Source organism: Micromonospora sp. DSM 45708 (genome assembly GCF_039566955.1).
Classification (GTDB): Bacteria; Actinomycetota; Actinomycetes; order Mycobacteriales; family Micromonosporaceae; genus Micromonospora.
The window spans coordinates 1,913,330-1,930,905 of record NZ_CP154796.1 but is presented as its reverse complement, the minus strand read 5'-3'; the positions used below and the strand labels follow the sequence as shown (position 1 = coordinate 1,930,905).

General features: G+C 69.1%; 1 pseudogene. It reads right to left on the bottom strand.

Annotation, left to right across the window (positions count from 1 at the left end):
* Positions 1-8: 8 nt before the first annotated feature.
* Positions 9-17,451: pseudogene (locus tag VKK44_RS08825) on the bottom strand (phosphopantetheine-binding protein); the annotation flags it as partial.
* Between the last annotated feature and the right edge of the window lie 125 nt (positions 17,452-17,576).

Below are 17,576 nucleotides of genomic sequence, written 5' to 3'. Positions count from 1 at the left end.
TACGTCTACTTTGATCCCCGGTAGTCTACGAACGCTGGGCGCTCCTCGGGCGAGTGCGAGAACCAGTCATTGACCGCCAACGCGCTCACCGAAGCGTATTGGTCGGTTATTTCCAGGTGATTCCCTGGCACATCTGCCAACGTGACTGTGCTGGCGTAGTTCCAGGTGAACATCCAGTCGTTGTTGTCTTTCGGTCCGCTGATCCGTTCGGATGCCCGGACCTGGAGCGTCGGTATCTCGATGTGCTCGGCGGGCCACCACGGGAAGGAGAGGTAATGGACCATCGCGAAGACCCAACTGTCGTCGCCGTCGTCGCCAGTCCGCCGGAGTCCCTCAAAGATCTGCTTCTGCCACAGCGTTCCGTCCTCCGACACGGTGGGATGGTCCTCCTGCGAGGGTGCGTCGAGGAGAATGACGCCGGCCGGCGCCATGCCCATCCGCGCCAGTTTGGCAGCAACCCGGTGGGCGATCAGCCCACCGCTGGAGGTGCCGCCCAGTGCGAATTCTTCGCCGTTCGCGTTGTCCCGGATGATTGCCTCGACGTACGCAAGCGTCATCGCCTCGATGTCCTCCGGCAGCTTCTCACCGGCATGGAAGCCGGGCGAGTGCAACACCGACACGTCACGGGTGCCTTGGAAGGCCAATGCCAGCCGCGCATAGGAGAAACTGTCCGGGGCTACGTATGGGTTGAAGAGGTACAACTTGGGCTTGGCGTCGCCGGTGGCGATCCGGGTGGGAGGCCGGACCGCCTCGTCGGCCGTGTCCACACCGAACGTCTGGCGGAGCTTCGCCAACCGGCCGATCACGTCGAAGAACTCGTCGTGTCTGCCGTCGACCTCGGCCTGCATGTACATCTCCGCGAGGTTCGACACCCGAACGGCTCCCGAGCCGGCGGATTCGGCGCCGCTACCGCGGTCACTGCCGGCACTCACGGCGGCGGCCAGCTTGTTCACCAGATGATCGGTCAAGGCTCCGGTGCTGGAATGGTCGAAGACCAGCGTGGCCGGCAACGACAGCCCGGTCGCGGCGGCCAACCGGTTACGCAGCTCCACCGCGGTCAACGAGTCGAAGCCGAGCTCGCGGAACGCGCTGTCCGAATCGATCGTCGTGGAGTCGGGATGGCCGAGCACGACCGCGGCCTGTGTCCGTACCAGTTCCAGGACTGTCCGCTGGCGTTCCTCGACGCCCATAGCCGCCAGCCTGGCGGCCAGATCCACCGGCGTGTCGGCGGTGGACGCCGTGCGGCGGGTCGAACCGCCGGCCAATGTCTGCCACAACGGCGGCACACCACCGGCGCCAGCGCCAGCGCGACGCAGCGCGGGCAGGTCCACCCGGATCGGCACGAGTTGCGGCTCGTTGGTGCGTATTGCCGTGTCGAACAGCGCCAGGCCCTGCTCGGAGGAGATGGGGAGGATGCCGCTGCGTCGCATCCGGTCCAGGTCGGCCTCGTCGAGATGCCCGGTCATCGCCGACTGCTGGGCCCACAGCCCCCACGCCAACGACTGCCCCACCAGACCCTCGGTCTGCCGCCGCAGCGCCAAGGCATCCAAGACGGCGTTGGCCGCGGCGTAGTTGCCCTGCCCCGGTGACCCGAACGTGGCCGCCGCCGACGAATACACCACGAACAACGCCAGATCCATGTCCCGGGTCAGTTCGTGCAGCCACCACGCCGCATCGGCCTTGGCCCGCAGTACCCTCTCCAGCCGCTGCGGCGTCAACGCCTCGACCACCCCGTCATCAAGCACCCCCGCGGTGTGCACCACCCCGACCACCGGATGCCCGGCCGGTACCGCCGCCAGCACCTCGGCCAGGGCTTTGCGGTCAGCGACGTCACACGCCACCACCTGCACCCGCGCACCCAGCTCCGTCAGGTCACCGACCAGTTCCGCCGCCCCCGCCGCGGCCGGGCCCCGCCGGGACAACAACAACAGGTGCCTGACCCCGTGTGTGGTGACCAGATGCCGGGCCACCAATCCACCCAGCACCCCGGTCCCACCAGTGATCACCACCGTGCCACCCGCATCCAACCCCACCGGCAACCCGTCAGAGCCGGGCAGGGGCAGCCGGCCGCTACCACCGGCCCGGGCCAGCCGCCGGGTATACAGGTCGCCGCGTACCGCGATCTCGGGTTCGCCGCTGGCGAGCACCGCCGCCAGGATCCTGCCCAGTTCGCTGCCGTGGTCGGTGCCGTGGTCAGTGTGATCGTCGAGGTCGAGCAGGATGAATCGGTGGGGGTGTTCGGACTGCGCGGAACGGACCAGACCCCACACCGCAGCCGCGGCCAGGTCACTGCCATCGGTAGCGCCACGGGTGAGCACCACCAGGCGGGAACCGTCCGTGGCCACATCGGCCAGCCAGTCCTGCACCCAACCCAACACCAACGCGCTCGCCGCATGCGTGGCCTCAACAACACCGACACCATCGCCCGCAGCCGATAGCTCGCCCGCCGCTGGTAGCTCGGCGACCACGACGGTGGGCAGCTCACCATCAACCTGCCCGTGCCATGCCCAGACCGGTTCGGCAGCCATCGTGGTGTCGGGTTCCGCGTCGGGCAGCGGTACCCATTCCACGGCGAACAGTGACTGCGCCGCGTCCAGTACCCCGGCGCCCAGTTGGTCGGTGGTCACCGGCCGTAGCACCAGCGAGTCCGCGGTCAGCACCGGCTGGCCGGCGGCGTCGAACACCGCCACCGCGATACCACCCTCGCCGGCCGGTGTCAGCCGGACCCGCACCGTGCTCGCCCCGGTCGCATGCAGCCGCACCCCGCTCCACACGAACGGCAACACCGCCCCGCCATCGTCGTCGCCGAGCAGCCCGGTCAACCCGATCGGATGCAACGCCGCGTCCAACACCGCCGGATGCAACCCGAACCCGCCGGTCTCGACGTGCTCGGGCAGCGTCACCTCGGCATACACATCCCGCTCGCCACGCCACACCGCCCGAAGGCCTTGGAACACCGGCCCGTACACGTACCCGCCGTCGGCCAACCGTTCATACAGACCATCAACAGCCACCGGCCGCGCGTCGGCCGGCGGCCACTGCCCCAACCCCGCCGCAACCCGACCGGCCTGCGGGCTCAACACACCCGTGGCATGCCGAACCCACGAACCCCCCACACCCTCCGCGCCCTCCGGTCGGGAGTACACGTTGACCGGCCGTCGACCATCCTGGCCGGGATCACCGACCCACACCTGCACCTGCACCCCACCCTGCTCCGGCAACACCAACGGGGTCTGCAGCGTCAACTCCCGCACCAAGCCACAACCGACCTGGTCCCCGGCGTACATCACCAACTCCACATACGCCGTGCCCGCCAACAACACCGAACCCAACACCACATGCTCAGCCAGCCACGGCTGCGCCGACAGCGACAACCGACCGGTCAACACCACCCCGTCCCCATCAGCCAACGACACCGTCGCACGCAACAACGGATGATCAACCGAACCCAGCCCCAACACCCGAACATCCCCCACACCGCCGGCCACGGTCTGCGGCCAGAACCGCTGATGCTGAAACGGGTAGGTCGGCAGTTCCAGAGCCCGCCCACCGGCACTCGTGCCGAGCAGTGTCGGCCAGTCCACCGTCCCGCCGTGTACGTGAACACCGGCGACTGCGGTCAGTAACGTCTGCGGCTCGTCCCGCTCAGCACGCAACGCCGGTAGCCACACACCTGCATCGGGGGTGTCGGCCATCGAGGTCAGCGTGCCGTCCGGGCCCAGTTCGAGGAAGACACCCACGCCTCGCTCCCGCAGCGCCGTCACCGCGTCGTAGTACCGCACCGCCTGGCGGACGTGCGCCAACCAATATCCGGGATCAGTCACGTCCGCGTCGGGGGCGCCAGAGATCACCGGGATGGCCGGCTCCCGCCAGACCACCTCGGCCAACACCTGGGCGAACTCGGCCAACATCGGCTCCATCAACGGCGAATGGAACGCGTGACTGACCTTCAACTGCCGGGCCTTGCCACCGGCGTCTCGCCACTGCCGCGCCAGGTCCAGGACCAGATCCTGGTCACCGGAAATCACCGCCGAGCGAGGGCCGTTGACCGCCGCCACCCCTACCAGGTCCGTGTGCCCGGCGATCAACTCATGGGCTTCAGCGTCGGTGGCGGTCAACGCGACCATGGCGCCACCAGCGGGTAGCGCCTGCATCAGGCGGCCCCGGGCGGCCACCACCGCCACCGCATCAGGCAGATCCCACACCCCGGCCACATACGCCGCGCTCAACTCACCAATCGAGTGTCCGGCCAGACACTGCGGGGCCACCCCCCACGAGCCGACCAACCGGAACAACGCCACCTGCACCGCGAACAGCCCCGCCTGGGCATACAACGTCTGGTCCAGCAGCCGCGGCTCGCCCGCGACCACGTCCTGCAACGACCGATCGAGATGCTGGTCAAAGGACGCGCAGACCTGATCGAACGCCTCCGCGAACACCGGATACGCCTCATACAAGCCCAGGCCCATCCCAACCCGCTGACTCCCCTGCCCGGAAAACACCACCGCCAGTCCGCCGGACCCAGCGACGCCGGTCACCACCCCCGACACCTGAGCACCCGCAGCCAACGCCTGCAGCCCGTCCGACAACGCTGGCTGATGCCGGCCAAGCACCACCGCCCGATGCGTGAACACCGACCGGGCCGCCAACGCCCGCCCCACCACCACCGGCTCCACCTCGGGCCGGTCAGCCACGAACCCGGCCAACCGCTGCGCCTGCGCCCGCAACGCCACCTCGGACTTAGCCGACAACAGCCACGGCACCACCCCACCGCCCGGCAGCGGGACCGCCGGCGACTCCTGACCCGAGCCCGCCGGGTCAGCCGGTGCGACCTGCAGCAGTTCGAACGGTTCGGCTTCTTCGAGGATGAGGTGGGCGTTGGTGCCGCTGATCCCGAACGAGGACACCCCAGCCCGCCGCGGCCGGCCGCTGGCCGGCCATGGCGTGGCCTCGGTCAGCAACCGCACCGACCCCGCCGACCAGTCCACGTGGGTGGACGGGGTGTCCACGTGCAGTGTCCTGGGCATCAGCCCGTGCCGCATCGCCAACACCATCTTGATGATCCCAGCGACGCCCGCGGCTGCCATGGTGTGGCCGATGTTCGACTTCACCGACCCCAACCGCAACGGCTGTTCCGCGGGCCGGTCCTGGCCGTACGCGGCGATCAGCGCCTGCGCTTCGATCGGGTCACCCAGGGTGGTGCCCGTGCCGTGTGCTTCCACCACGTCGACGTCGCCGGGCGTCAACCGCGCATTCGCCAAAGCCTGACGGAGCACCCGCTGCTGCGACGGACCGTTCGGGGCACTCAACCCGTTGGAGGCACCATCCTGATTGACCGCGCTGCCCCGCACCACCGCCAACACCTGATGCCCCCGCCGACGGGCATCCGACAACCGCTCCAACACCAGGATTCCGACGCCCTCACCCCAGCCTGTGCCGTCAGCGGCGTCCGCGAACGATTTACACCGCCCGTCAGCGGCCAACCCACCCTGCCGGGAAAACTCCACGAACGCTCCCGGCGTGGCCATCACCGTCACACCACCGGCCAGGGCCATCGAACACTCACCCGACCGCAACGCCTGCGCCGCCAAATGCACCGCCACCAACGACGACGAACACGCCGTATCCACCGACACCGCCGGACCCTCCAGACCCAGGGTGTACGCCACCCGCCCCGACATGACACTCGCCGCATTCCCGGTAAGAAGATGTCCCTCGCTGCCGGCCTGCGCGTCGCCGATCACCGAGACGTAGTCCTGCCCGGTAGTACCCACATACACGCCGGTGTCCGAGCCGCGTAGCCCGGACGGGTCGATCCCGGCCCGCTCCAGCGCTTCCCAGGAGACCTCCAAGAGCAGCCGCTGCTGCGGATCCATCGCCACGGCCTCTCGCGGACTGATCCCGAAGAACCCCGCGTCGAACAACGCCGCACCAGCCAGGAATCCACCCTTGCGGGCATAACTGGTCCCCGACCGCGCCGGATCCGAGTCATCCAACGACCCGACATCCCAACCCCGATCCGCGGGGAATCCATCTACCGCGTCAACGCCCTCGAGCAGCAACTGCCAGAACCCGTCCGGGTCAACAACCCCACCCGGATACCGACACCCCATCCCCACAATCGCCACCGGCTCATCAACACCCACACCCACCGCCACCGGCGTGAGGACATCGCTCTGCTCACCGAGCAGTTCCGTCAACAGATACCCGGCCAACACCACCGGTGTCGGATAGTCGAAGACCAGCGTGGCCGGCAACGACAACCCAGTCACGGCGGCCAACCGGTTGCGTAGTTCTACGGCGGTCAGGGAGTCGAAGCCGAGTTCGCGGAATGCCCGGTCGGGTGGGATGGCTTGGGCGTTGTCGTGGCCGAGGGCTGTGGCGGCGTGGGTGCGTACCAGTTCGAGGATCTTCTGCTGGCGTTGCGGGCCGGTCAACGCCCGCAACTCGGCGGCCAGTGTCGAGTCGTCGGATGGCCTGGGTTCAGCGTCGGCGATCGTGGCTTGTGCCTCGGGCAGGCCGGCCAGTAGCGCACTCGGGCGTGCGGAGGTGAACGCCTGGGTGAACTGGGCCCAGTCCACGTCAGCGACGGCGAGGAAGCCTTCGCCCTGACCGACCGCCTCGGCCAGGGCCTGCACCGCCCGCTGCGGATCCATGCCGCGCACCCCGCGCCGGTGCAACTGCCCGGTGTCGGCCTGCCCGGCCATTCCCTCTCCGGCCCACAAGCCCCACGCCACGCTGGTCACCGGTTGTCCTGCGGCACGCTGCTGGGCGGCGTAGGCGTCCAGGAACGCGTTCGCGGCCGCGTACACCCCCTGCCCGCCACCACCCCACACACCGGCGTTCGAGGAAAACAACACCATCGCGTCCAACGGACGCTCAGACCCCTCGACCAACAACTCGTGCAAGTTACGGGTACCCGCAACCTTCGCCGCCAAAATGTGCTCCGCCGCCTCCGCATCGGTGTCGTCGATGGACGCGAGCTGACCCACCCCGGCCGCGTGCACCACCGCATCAACCGGCCCCACCCCGGACAGGACCGCGGCCAACCCGTCACGATCCGCCACATCACAACCCCGCACACTCACCCGGACCCGGCCATCAGCGCCCAACTCACCGACCAGCTCGGCCACACCCGGCCCGTCCATACCCCGACGAGACACCAACACCACATGCTCCGCACCATGCCCGGCCACCCAACGAGCCACATGCGCACCCAACCCACCGGTACCACCAGTGATCAACACCGTGCCCCGCGGCTGCCACACCCGCGGCGACTCCACCGCCCCGGCACGCACCAACCTGCGCCCATACACACCACTCGCACGCACCGCGACCTGATCCTGACCACCCCACCCGGCCAACACCGCGACACACCGACGCGCCACCGCCGCCGCGTCCCGCGACGCCTCAGGCCAGAGCGCAGGCAGATCCACCAGACCACCCCACAGGCGCGGATACTCCAACGCCGCGACCACACCCAAACCCCACGCTAGAGCCTGCACCGGAACAACAGGAGCATCGAACCGACCCGTACCCACCGCGCCACGAGTCAGCACCCACACCCGCCCCGCGTCGCTACCCGTGTCGGTGTCGTGCAGACCCTGCAACAGCGCCAATAGCTCCTGCACCGGCGCCCCGCCGGGTAGGAACACCACCCCACCCCACCCGGCCCCGTCCAGCCCGGCCACCACCGCCCGCAACGCCGTAGCCGCCCCCACCCGGGTACCGTCAACAACTACCCGCACCACCCGCGCACCATGCCCGACCAGGATCTGCTCAACCCGCCCGACCCACCCCGACCCGACCTCATCAGCCACCAGATCCGCGCCATACACCACAAGCCAGCTACCATTCAGCGCCGCTTCAGGACCACCGGTCAACGGCTCCCACACAACCCGATACCGCCACGCGTCAATCAGCCGCCGGTCCTCACGAGCCCGCTGCCACGCCACCAACCCCGGCAAAACCCTCGCCACACCCTGCTCATCCACCCCCCACGCAGAAGCCAAAGCCCCCACATCACCACGCTGCACCACCCGCCAAAACTCCGCATCAAACCCACCATCCCCACCCCGCACCGACACATCCCGCACCGCCGGCCAGAACCGCTGATGCTCAAACGGATAAGTCGGCAGGGCAACCGGCGGGATCGGGCCGGTACCCAGCGCCGGAGTCCAGTCGATGGCGACACCGGCAACATGCAGCGCGGCCATCGACCGTAGCCAACGCTCCCGCCCACCGTCGTCACGACGCAGCGTGCCCGTCACCACCAGGCCCTCACCGGCCTGCTCCACCGCCATCGCCAACACCGGATGCGGACTAACCTCCACGAACGTCCGATGACCAGCCTCAGTCAGCGTCCGGATCACCTCACCGAACCGAACCTGGTGCCGCAGATTCCGATACCAGTAACCACCATCAAGACCAGCAGTGTCGACCCGCCCCGCCTCCAGCGTCGAATAGAACGCCACCTGCCCGCTACGAGGCCGCAGACCAGCCAAATCCGTGCGCAACCGATCCTCGATCGCCTGCACCTGCGGCGAATGCGAGGCGTAATCCACCGCGATCCGCCGAACCCCCAACCCCGCATGCGCCCGCACGAACTCCTCACACGCGGCCGTGGTACCAGAGATCACCACCTGCGCCGGACCGTTGACCGCCGCGACCGACAGGTCCCCACCCCACCCGGCAATCAACTGCTGCACCTCGGACAACGGTGCGGGCACCGACACCATGCCCCCCGACCCCGACAACGCCACAATCGCCCGACTCCGCAACACCACCACCCTGGCCCCATCAGCCAAAGACAGGCCACCAGCCACACACGCCGCAGCGATCTCACCCTGACTGTGCCCCACCACCGCCGCCGGAACCACACCCACCGAACGCCACAACTGCGCCAGCGACACCATCACCGCCCACGACACCGGCTGCACCACATCCACCCGACCCAACAACACCGGATCAGCCAACACCTCCCGCAACGACCAACCCACCAACGGCGCCAACACCTCCCCACACCGCACCATCGCCTCCGCGAACACCGGCTCGGCATCCCACAACGCCAACCCCATACCCACCCACTGCGCCCCCTGCCCCGGAAACACAAACACCGCACCCGCCGCGCTACCCCCACCAGCCGCCACACCACGCACCACCGCAGGCGAAACATCCACATCCCGCAACCCGGCCAAGAACCCGTCGGCATCCCCAGCCACCACCACCGCCCGATGCGCGAACACGGCTCGAGCCGCCAACGCCCGCCCCACCACCACCGGCCCCACCTCAGGCCGATCCGCCACGAACCCGGCCAACCGCTGCGCCTGCGCCCGCAACGCCACCTCAGACTTGGCCGACAACAACCACGGCACCACCCCACCGCCCGGCGGGGCCGATTCATGACCCAACGCCGGGTCCGGTGCGGATTCGGGCCCTTTCAGGATCTGGAGCGGTTCGGGCTCTTCGAGGATGAGGTGGGCGTTGGTGCCGCTGATCCCGAACGACGACACCCCAGCCCGTCGCGGTCGACCGTTACCCGGCCATGGCGTGGCCTCGGTCAGCAGCCGCACCGACCCCGCCGACCAGTCCACATGTGACGACGGGGCGTCCACGTGCAGTGTCCTGGGCATCAAGCCGTGCCGCATGGCGAGGACCATCTTGATGATCCCGGCGACGCCCGCGGCTGCCTGGGTGTGGCCGATGTTCGACTTCACCGACCCCAACCGCAACGGCTGCTCCGCCGGCCGGTCCTGGCCGTAGGCGGCGATGAGTGCTTGTGCTTCGATCGGGTCACCCAGCGTGGTGCCCGTGCCGTGCGCTTCCACCACGTCGACGTCGCCGGGCGTCAGCCGCGCGTTGGCCAGGGCCTGACGGATCACGCGCTGCTGCGACGGACCGTTCGGCGCACTCAACCCGTTGGACGCGCCGTCCTGGTTGACCGCGCTGCCCCGCACCACCGCCAACACCTGATGCCCCCGCCGGCGAGCATCCGACAACCGCTCCAACACCAGGACTCCGACGCCCTCACCCCAGCCCGTGCCGTCAGCCGCGTCCGCGAACGGCTTACACCGCCCGTCAGCGGCCAACCCACCCTGCCGGGAAAACTCCACAAACGCTCCCGGGGTAGCCATCACCGTCACACCACCGGCCAGGGCCATCGAACACTCACCCGACCGCAACGCCTGCGCCGCCAAATGCACCGCCACCAACGACGACGAACACGCCGTATCCACCGACACCGCCGGACCCTCCAAGCCCAAGGCGTACGCCACCCGCCCCGACATGACACTCGCCGCATTGCCGGTAAGCAGGTGTCCCTCGCTGCCGGCCTGCGCGTCGCCGATCACCGAGATGTAGTCCTGCCCTGTGGTGCCGACATACACGCCGGTGTCCGAGCCGCGCAGCCCGGACGGGTCGATCCCGGCCCGCTCCAGCGCCTCCCAGGAAACCTCCAGCAGCAGGCGCTGCTGCGGATCCATCGCCACGGCCTCCCGCGGACTGATCCCGAAAAACCCCGCATCGAACAACGCCGCGTCAGTCAGGAACCCACCCTGCCGGGCATAACTGGTCCCCGACCGCTGCCGAGCGGGGTCGTACAGCGCCGTCAGATCCCAACCCCGGTCCGCGGGGAATCCCTCCACCGCGTCAACGCCCTCGACCAGCAACTGCCAGAACCCGTCCGGGTCATCAACCCCACCCGGATACCGACACCCCATCCCCACAATCGCCACCGGCTCATCGACACCCGCACCGACCACCACCGGCACGAGGACGTCGGTCTGCTCACCGAGAAATTCGGTCAACAGATACCCGGCCAACACCTGCGGTGTCGGATGGTCGAAGACCAGCGTGGCCGGCAACGACAGCCCGGTCGTAGTGGCCAGCCGGTTACGCAACTCCACCGCGGTCAGTGAGTCGAACCCGAGCTCACGGAACGCGCTGCCCGAATCAATCACCGCGGGGTCGGGATGGCCGAGCACGACGGCGGCTTGTGTCCGTACCAGTTCCAGGACCGTCCGTTCGCGTTCCTCGACTCCCATAGCGGCCAGCCTGGCGGCCAGATCCACCCGCGCATCGGCGGTGGTCGCCGCCCGACGGGTCGAGCCGCCGGCCAACACCCGCCACAACGGCGGCACACCACCGGCGCCACCGCGACGCAGCGCGGGCAGGTCCACCCGGATCGGCACGAGTTGCGGCTGGTCAGTGCGTATTGCCGTGTCGAACAGTGCCAGGCCCTGCTCGGAGGACAGGGGAAGGATGCCGGCGCGTCGCATCCGGTCCAGGTCGGCCTCGTCGAGATGCCCGGTCATCGCCGACTGCTGGGCCCACAGCCCCCACGCCAGCGACTGCCCGACCAGGCCGGCGGCCTGTCGTCGTAGTGCCAGGGCGTCCAGGACGGCGTTGGCCGCGGCGTAGTTGCCCTGCCCCGGTGACCCGAGCGTGGCCGCCGCCGAGGAATACACCACGAACAACCCGAGATCCATGTCCCGGGTCAGCTCATGCAGCCACCACGCCGCATCCGCCTTCGCCCGCAACACCGTCTCCAGCCGCTGCGGCGTCAACGCCTCGACCACCCCGTCATCGAGGACTCCGGCGGTGTGCACCACCCCGACCACCGGATGCCCGGCCGGCACCGCCGCCAGTACCTCGGCCAGGGCGTTGCGGTCAGCGACGTCACACGCCACCACCTGCACCCGTGCGCCCAGCTCAGTCAGGTCACCGGCCAGTTCCGCCGCCCCCGCCGCGGCCGAGCCGCGTCGGGACAACAGCAACAGGTGCCTGACCCCGTGTGTGGTGACCAGATGCCGGGCCACCAAACCACCCAACACCCCGGTCCCGCCGGTGATCACCACCGTGCCACGCGGGTCCAGCCCGGCCGGTAGCCGCAGCACGACCTTGCCCACGTGGCGGGCCGCCTGCAGGTAACGCAGGGCCTGCACGGCGTGGGCTGCTTCGAATACGTTCACGGGTAGTGGTTGGAGGATCTCCGCGGTGAACATGTCCAGGATCTCGGCCAGCATCTGCCCGATCCGGTCACCACCGGCCTCGGACAGGTCGAACGCCTGATACACCACCCCGGGACGGTCCGCGGCAACCCGCACCGAATCCCGCACATCGGTCTTACCCATCTCCACGAACCGACCACCACGGGGCAGCAGGTCCAACGACGCGTCCACGAACTCCCCGGCCAGCGCGTTGAGGACCACATCCACACCCTCCCCACCGGTCACGGTCAGGAAGCTGTCGCGGAAGCCCAGATCACGGGAAGAGGCCAGGTGCGCATCGTCCACACCCATCCCCCGCAGGATGTCCCACTTACCGGCGCTCGCGGTGCCGTACACCTGCAATCCCCAGGCATGGGCCAGTTGCACCGCGGCCATACCCACCCCACCGGCCGCAGCATGGATCAAAATCCGCTGCCCCGCCCGCACACCCGCCAGATCCCGCAACGCGTAAAACGCGGTCAGGAACACGATCGGCGTCGACGCCGCCCGAGTGAACGACCACCCCTGCGGGACCCGGGCCAGGAGACGATGATCGGTGACCGCCACCGGCCCCAACGCCCCGTTGAACATCCCGAACACCCGATCCCCGACCACCATCCCCGTCACGTCCGGGGCGGTCTCGAGCACCACACCGGCCGCCTCACTACCCATCACCGCAGCCGGATCCGGATACATACCCAACCCGACCAACACATCCCGGAAGTTCAACCCCGCCGCCCGCACCGCTACCCGCACCTGACCAGCCGCCAACGGCGCGACCGCCTCCGGACAGTCCACCACCGCCAGATTGTCCAAACTGCCCGGCTCCGACACATCCAGACGCCACGACAACCGACCAGGACCAGGCAGAGACAGCCGGCCACTACCACCGGCTCGGGTCAACCGCCGGGCATACAGGCCACCAGCCCGAACCGCGACCTCCGGCTCGCCGCTGGCGAGCACCGCCGTCAGGATCCTGCCCAGGTCGGTGCCGTGGTCAGTGCCATGGTCAGTGCCGCGGTCGGTGCCGCGGTCGGTGTTATCGTCGAGGTCGAGCAGGATGAATCGGTTCGGGTGTTCGGACTGCGCGGAACGGACCAGACCCCACACCGCAGCCGCGGCCAGGTCACTGCCATCGATAGCGCCGCGGGTGAGCACCACCAGGCGGGAACCGTCCGTGGCCACATCGGCCAGCCACTCCTGCACCCAACCCAACACCAACGCGCTCGCTACGTGCGTGGCCTCAACAACACCGACACCATCGCCCGCAGCCGATAGCTCGCCCGCCGCTGGTAGCTCGGCGACCACGGCGGTGGGCAGCTCACCATCAACCTGCCCGTGCCATGCCCAGACCGGTTCGGCAGCCATCGTGGTGTCGGGTTCCGCGTCGGGCAGCGGTACCCATTCCACGGCGAACAGTGACTGCGCCGCGTCCAGTACCCCGGCGCCCAGTTGGTCGGTGGTCACCGGCCGTAGCACCAGCGAGTCCGCGGTCAGCACCGGCTGGCCGGCGGCGTCGAACACCGCCACCGCGATACCACCCTGGCCGGCCGGTGTCAGCCGGACCCGTACCGTGCTCGCCCCGGTCGCATGCAGCCGCACCCCGCTCCACACGAACGGCAACACCGCCCCGCCATCGTCGTCGCCGAGCCCGGTCAACCCGATCGGATGCAACGCCGCGTCCAACACCGCCGGATGCAACCCGAACCCGCCGGTCTCGACGTGCTCAGGCAGTGTCACCTCCGCGTATACATCCCGCTCGGAACGCCACACCGCCCGAAGGCCTTGGAACACCGGCCCGTACACGTACCCGCCGTCGGCCAACCGTTCATACACGCCATCAACAGCCACCGGCCGCGCGTCGGCCGGCGGCCACTGCTCCAGCCTCGCCGCAACCCGGCCGGCTTGCGGGCTCAACACACCCGAGGCATGCCGAACCCACGAACCCTGCCCACCCTGCCCATCCTCTGCCCGGGAGTACACGTTGACCGGCCGTCGGCCATCCTGGCCGGGATCACCGACCCACACCTGCACCTGCACCCCACCCTGCTCCGGCAACACCAACGGGGTCTGCAGCGTCAACTCCTCGACCAGGGCACAGCCCACCTGGTCCCCGGCGTACATCACCAACTCCACATACGCCGTGCCCGCCAACAACACCGAACCCAACACCACATGATCAGCCAGCCACGGCTGCGCCGACAGCGACAACCGGCCGGTCAACACCACCCCGTCCCCATCAGCCAACGACACCGCCGCACGCAACAACGGATGATCAACCGAACCCAGCCCCAACACCCGAACATCCCCCACACCAGCCGCCACCGCCTGCGGCCAGAACCGCTGATGCTGAAACGGGTAGGTAGGCAACTCAGCCCGCAGCGCGATGGCCCCGCCCACCGCCCTGCCCACGCCGGTGGCCTCGGCCGGGCCGGTACTCGTGCCGAGCAGCGTCGACCAGTCCACCGCTCCGCCGTGTACATGGACACCAGCGACTGCGGTCAGTAACGTCTGCGGCTCGTCCCGCTCAGCACGCAACGCCGGTAGCCACACACCTGCATCGGGGGTGTCGGCCATCGAGGTCAGCGTGCCGTCCGGGCCCAGTTCGAGGAAGACACCCACGCCTCGCTCCCGCAGCGCCGTCACCGCGTCGTGGTACCGCACCGTCTGGCGGACGTGCGCCAACCAATATCCGGGATCAGTCACGTCCGCGTCGGGGGTGCCGGAGATTACCGGGATGGTCGGCTCTCGCCAGACCACCTCGGCCAACACCTGGGCGAACTCGGCCAACATCGGCTCCATCAACGGCGAATGGAACGCGTGACTGACCCGCAGCCGCCGCGCCTTGCCACCGGCGTCTCGCCACTGCCGCCCCAGGCCCAACACCAGATCCTGGTCACCGGAAATCACCGTCGAGCGGGGCCCGTTGACCGCCGCCACCCCGACCAGGTCCGTGTGCCCGGCAATCAACTCCTGGGCCTCGGCGTCGCTGGCGGTCAACGCGACCATGGCGCCACCAGCAGGTAGCGCCTGCATCAGGCGGCCCCGCGCGGCCACCACCGCCACCGCATCAACCAGATCCCACACCCCAGCCACACACGCCGCACTCAACTCACCAATCGAATGCCCCGCCAGACACTCCGGAACCACCCCCCACGAGCCGACCAACCGATACAACGCCACCTGCACCGCGAACAACCCCGCCTGGGCATACAACGTCTGATCCAACAACCGCGGCCCGCCCGCCACCACCTCCCGCAACGACCGATCGAGATGCTGGTCAAAGGACGCGCAGACCTGATCGAACGCCTCCGCGAACACCGGATACGCCTCATACAAGCCCTGACCCATCCCGACCCGCTGACTCCCCTGCCCGGAAAACACCACCGCCAGTCCGCCGGACCCAGCGACCCCGGTCACCAGCCCCGACGCCTGACCACCGGAGGCCAACGCTTGCAGCCCGTCCACCAACACCGACCGGTGCTGGCCGAGCACCACACCCCGGTAGGGGAACCCGGTCGCCCGGCTATCCACCAACGCCCGCCCCACCACCACCGGCTGCACCTCGGGCCGATCCGCCACGAACCCGGCCAACCGCTGCGCCTGCGCCCGCAACGCCACCTCGGACTTAGCCGACAACAACCACGGCACCACCCCACCCGGCGGCGGCGGGACCGGTTCGTGACCCAACGCCGTGTCCGGTGCCGGTTCGGCCTCCTCCAGGATGAGGTGGGCGTTGGTGCCGCTGATCCCGAACGAGGACACCCCAGCCCGTCGTGGCCGGCCGTTACCCGGCCATGGTGTGGCCTCGGTCAGCAGCCGCACCGACCCCGCCGACCAGTCCACATGCGTGGACGGGGCGTCCACGTGCAGCGTCTTGGGCATCAGCCCGTGCCGCATCGCCAACACCATCTTGATGATTCCGGCGACGCCGGCGGCTGCCATGGTGTGGCCGATGTTCGACTTCACCGACCCCAGGCGCAGCGGCTGCTCCGCGGGCCGGTCCTGGCCGTAAACGGCGATCAGTGCCTGCGCTTCGATCGGATCGCCCAGCGTGGTGCCCGTGCCGTGCGCTTCCACCACGTCCACGTCGCCCGGCGTCAGCCGCGCGTTGGCCAGCGCCTGACGGATCACCCGCTGCTGCGACGGCCCGTTCGGCGCACTCAACCCGTTCGACGCACCATCCTGATTAACCGCGCTGCCCCGCACCACCGCCAACACCTGATGCCCCCGCCGGCGAGCATCCGACAACCGCTCCAACACCAGGACTCCGACGCCCTCACCCCAGCCCGTGCCGTCAGCCGCGTCCGCGAACGGCTTACACCGCCCGTCGGCGGCCAACCCGCCCTGCCGGGAAAACTCCACGAACGCTCCCGCAGTGGCCATCACCGCTGCACCGCCGGCCAGGGCCATCGAACACTCACCCGACCGCAACGCCTGCGCCGCCAAATGCACCGCGACCAACGACGACGAACACGCCGTATCCACCGACACCGCCGGACCCTCCAAGCCCAAGGCGTACGCCACCCGCCCCGACATGACACTCGCCGCGTTCCCGGTAAGGAGATGTCCCTCGCTGCGGGTCTGCGCGTCGCCGATCATGGAGACGTAGTCCTGCCCGGTGGTGCCGACATACACGCCGGTGTCCGAGCCGCGCAGCCCGGACGGATCGATCCCGGCCCGCTCCAACGCCTCCCAGGAAACCTCCAACAACAACCGCTGCCGCGGATCCATCGCCACAGCCTCCCGCGGACTGATCCCGAAGAACCCCGCATCGAACAACGCCGCACCAGCCAGAAACCCACCCTTGCGGGCAAAGTCGGTCCCCGACCCCGCCGGATCCGGGTCATCCAACGACCCCGCATCCCAACCCCGATCCACGGGGAACCCACCCACCGCGTCAACACCCTCGACCAACAACCGCCAAAACCCGTCCGGGTCACCCACCCCACCCGGATACCGACACCCCATCCCCACAATCGCCACCGGCTCGGCGCCGGCGGCCTCCAGAGCCTGTACCCGTCGGTTGGCCTGGCGCAGCTCGGCTACGGTCCGCTTGAGGTACTCGCGCAGCTTGTCGTCGTTGGTCACGGGTGTCCCTCCGGAGCGGATACGGCGTTCAGGCCGAGCCGAGCTCGTTGTCGACAAGTTCGAACAGCTCGTCGTCAGTGACCTCGTCCAGGTCGGTGTCGGGCCCGGCGGTTGAGTCTGCGGGCGGCGGCGTGGTGAGCCGGGCGAGCTGGGCCCGCGTGTACGCGTCCACGGCCGGTTCGGCGAGCGCACGTTCCAACCGGTCGAGCTCGGCGACGGCCGGTGCCTCGGCCGCCTCGGCCGGCCACAGCTGGGCCCGGAGATGGTCGGCCAGGGCGGCCGGTGTCGGATGGTCGAAGACCACCGTGGCCGGCAACGACAGGCCGGTCGTAGTGGCCAGCCGGTTACGTAGTTCCACCGCGGTCAGCGAGTCGAAGCCGAGCTTGCGGAACGCCCGATCAGGTGTGACTGCCTGAGCACTGTCGTGGCCACGGGCTGTGGCCGCGTGGGTACGCACCAGCTCGAGCATCCTCTGCTGGCGCTGCGGACCGGTCAACG